The sequence below is a fragment of the Scopulibacillus darangshiensis genome (genome assembly GCF_004341035.1).
GTDB lineage: Bacteria > Bacillota > Bacilli > Bacillales > Sporolactobacillaceae > Scopulibacillus > Scopulibacillus darangshiensis.
The window spans coordinates 1-1,559 of sequence record NZ_SLXK01000090.1; the positions used below are offsets into that span (position 1 = coordinate 1).

The following is a 1,559-nucleotide window of genomic DNA, read 5'->3' on the forward strand; positions in this document are numbered from 1 at the left end:
CGGCTTCAGCCTCCTCGGAAGAAAACCACTTCCTGCGGGGTCTTCAGACACGTGCTGTTCCCGCAGGAGTCTCGAGCCATACGCTCCAATCACTCTAGCTTTAACGTTTGAATTCGCTGTAGTATTTGCCAAAAAAATTCTTGATACACGAAGCTGGAAGATAATTTGAAGTGCAAGGATCGCCCTGATTTCACTAATTTACTGGCAACTTTAATGATCTTTGTCCGTATCGTTTGGATTTGCATAGTCTTTTGTCCCTCTGGAAAGCAAAGCGTACGAAGCCAATTCGTTAAGTTGTACGCCAACAAGCTCAACATCATTCTTACCTCGTTGACTTGGAAGGAATGGCTACTCATTTTATCAAGGTTAAAACCATTTTTTGCTTCCTTGATGTAATTTTCCATCGTTCCTCTTTTTTGATAAGCGCGGACGATAGCTTTCGGAGAAAAGGCATCCATCAAGTTTGTCACAAAGAAAGAATGGGTGAAAAACAATTCACCTGCCGGACGAACCGATTGGACAATGACTTTTCGTGGTTTAGTCCACGATTTGGCTTGATATTCAATCTCTTCATAATAAATTTCCATCTTTGATACATCGGGCGGTGTAGAATTTGGGTGTAGTTCTTTCGCAAGACTTTGTAAAATGGGGTTGGATTTTAAACGAATGACGTAAAACACCGATTCAGTTTCACATAAATCATACAAAGCCGGGACGGCAAAGCCACTGTCCCCACGCAAGAAAAGCATGGTTGCCGGGAATTTATCGTTATAATAGGCAACAAGAGGCTTCACAAAGTCTACAACACCGTTGGAAGTATAGACATTCCCCGGCCGTAGCTGTGCTTTAAGAAAATCACCTGTCATACCGTCAAAGGCAACCATAGGGTGAAAGCCAACAGTCCCATAATGGCTATTGTAAGTGGCATCTTCTTGGTTACCGTATGTATCGGCATGGGTAGAATCTAAATCAAAGATGAGTGCCTCGGCTTCTCTGTATTGATGGATTCTATCCAAAAGGTCTTGGTTGGCATCATTCAACCCTTCGATGGATTGAGGATCAAATCGACGAAAAAAGCGGGATAGACTAGGTTGGGAAGCCAACGCCTCTGTGTCAACAATTTGTGTGAAAACGGGGTCATCCGTTAATTGATCCGCTGCATCGTCTTCGGAATATCCAGCGATGATTTGATAAATCTTTTGGCGAAGCAACTGTTCATTCGAATGGACATAGTAACGCCTTTCATCATTTAATATCAGATGTTGAGTAAGAGTTTGTGAAAAGCCCACTTTTTCGTCGAATTCCCGAAATAAGAATTCGCCGGTATCAGAGGAAAGAGAACCTCCATCATTTGACAATTTAATTTTGCGATTGAAATCAAGCGATATTTGCGGTAATGTAGCCATTATAAGAGTCCTTTCTGATGGTTATTTCGTCGTTGTTTTAACCCTATCAGAAGTGGACTCTTTTTTCATTTATTTGATGCGTAATAGTATGACGAAATCGCTTGATGGGTAAGCATTTCTGTCTTATTGAGGATTTTCTATGAATAATCTAGG

Annotated in this window: 1 protein-coding gene; it reads right to left on the minus strand. The window is 41.5% G+C overall.

Annotation, left to right across the window (positions count from 1 at the left end; translation table 11 throughout):
• Nucleotides 1-89 precede the first annotated feature (89 nt).
• Nucleotides 90-1,406, minus strand: coding sequence for an IS1380 family transposase (locus EV207_RS22830; RefSeq protein ID WP_132748758.1), 1,317 nt, complete (start codon nucleotides 1,404-1,406; stop codon nucleotides 90-92).
• Nucleotides 1,407-1,559 lie beyond the last annotated feature (153 nt).

What these genes read in the sequence shown, in the direction of transcription:
- EV207_RS22830 (WP_132748758.1), bottom strand. Translation starts at nt 1,406, where the DNA reads ATGGCTACATTACCGCAAATATCGCTTGATTTCAATCGCAAAATTAAA.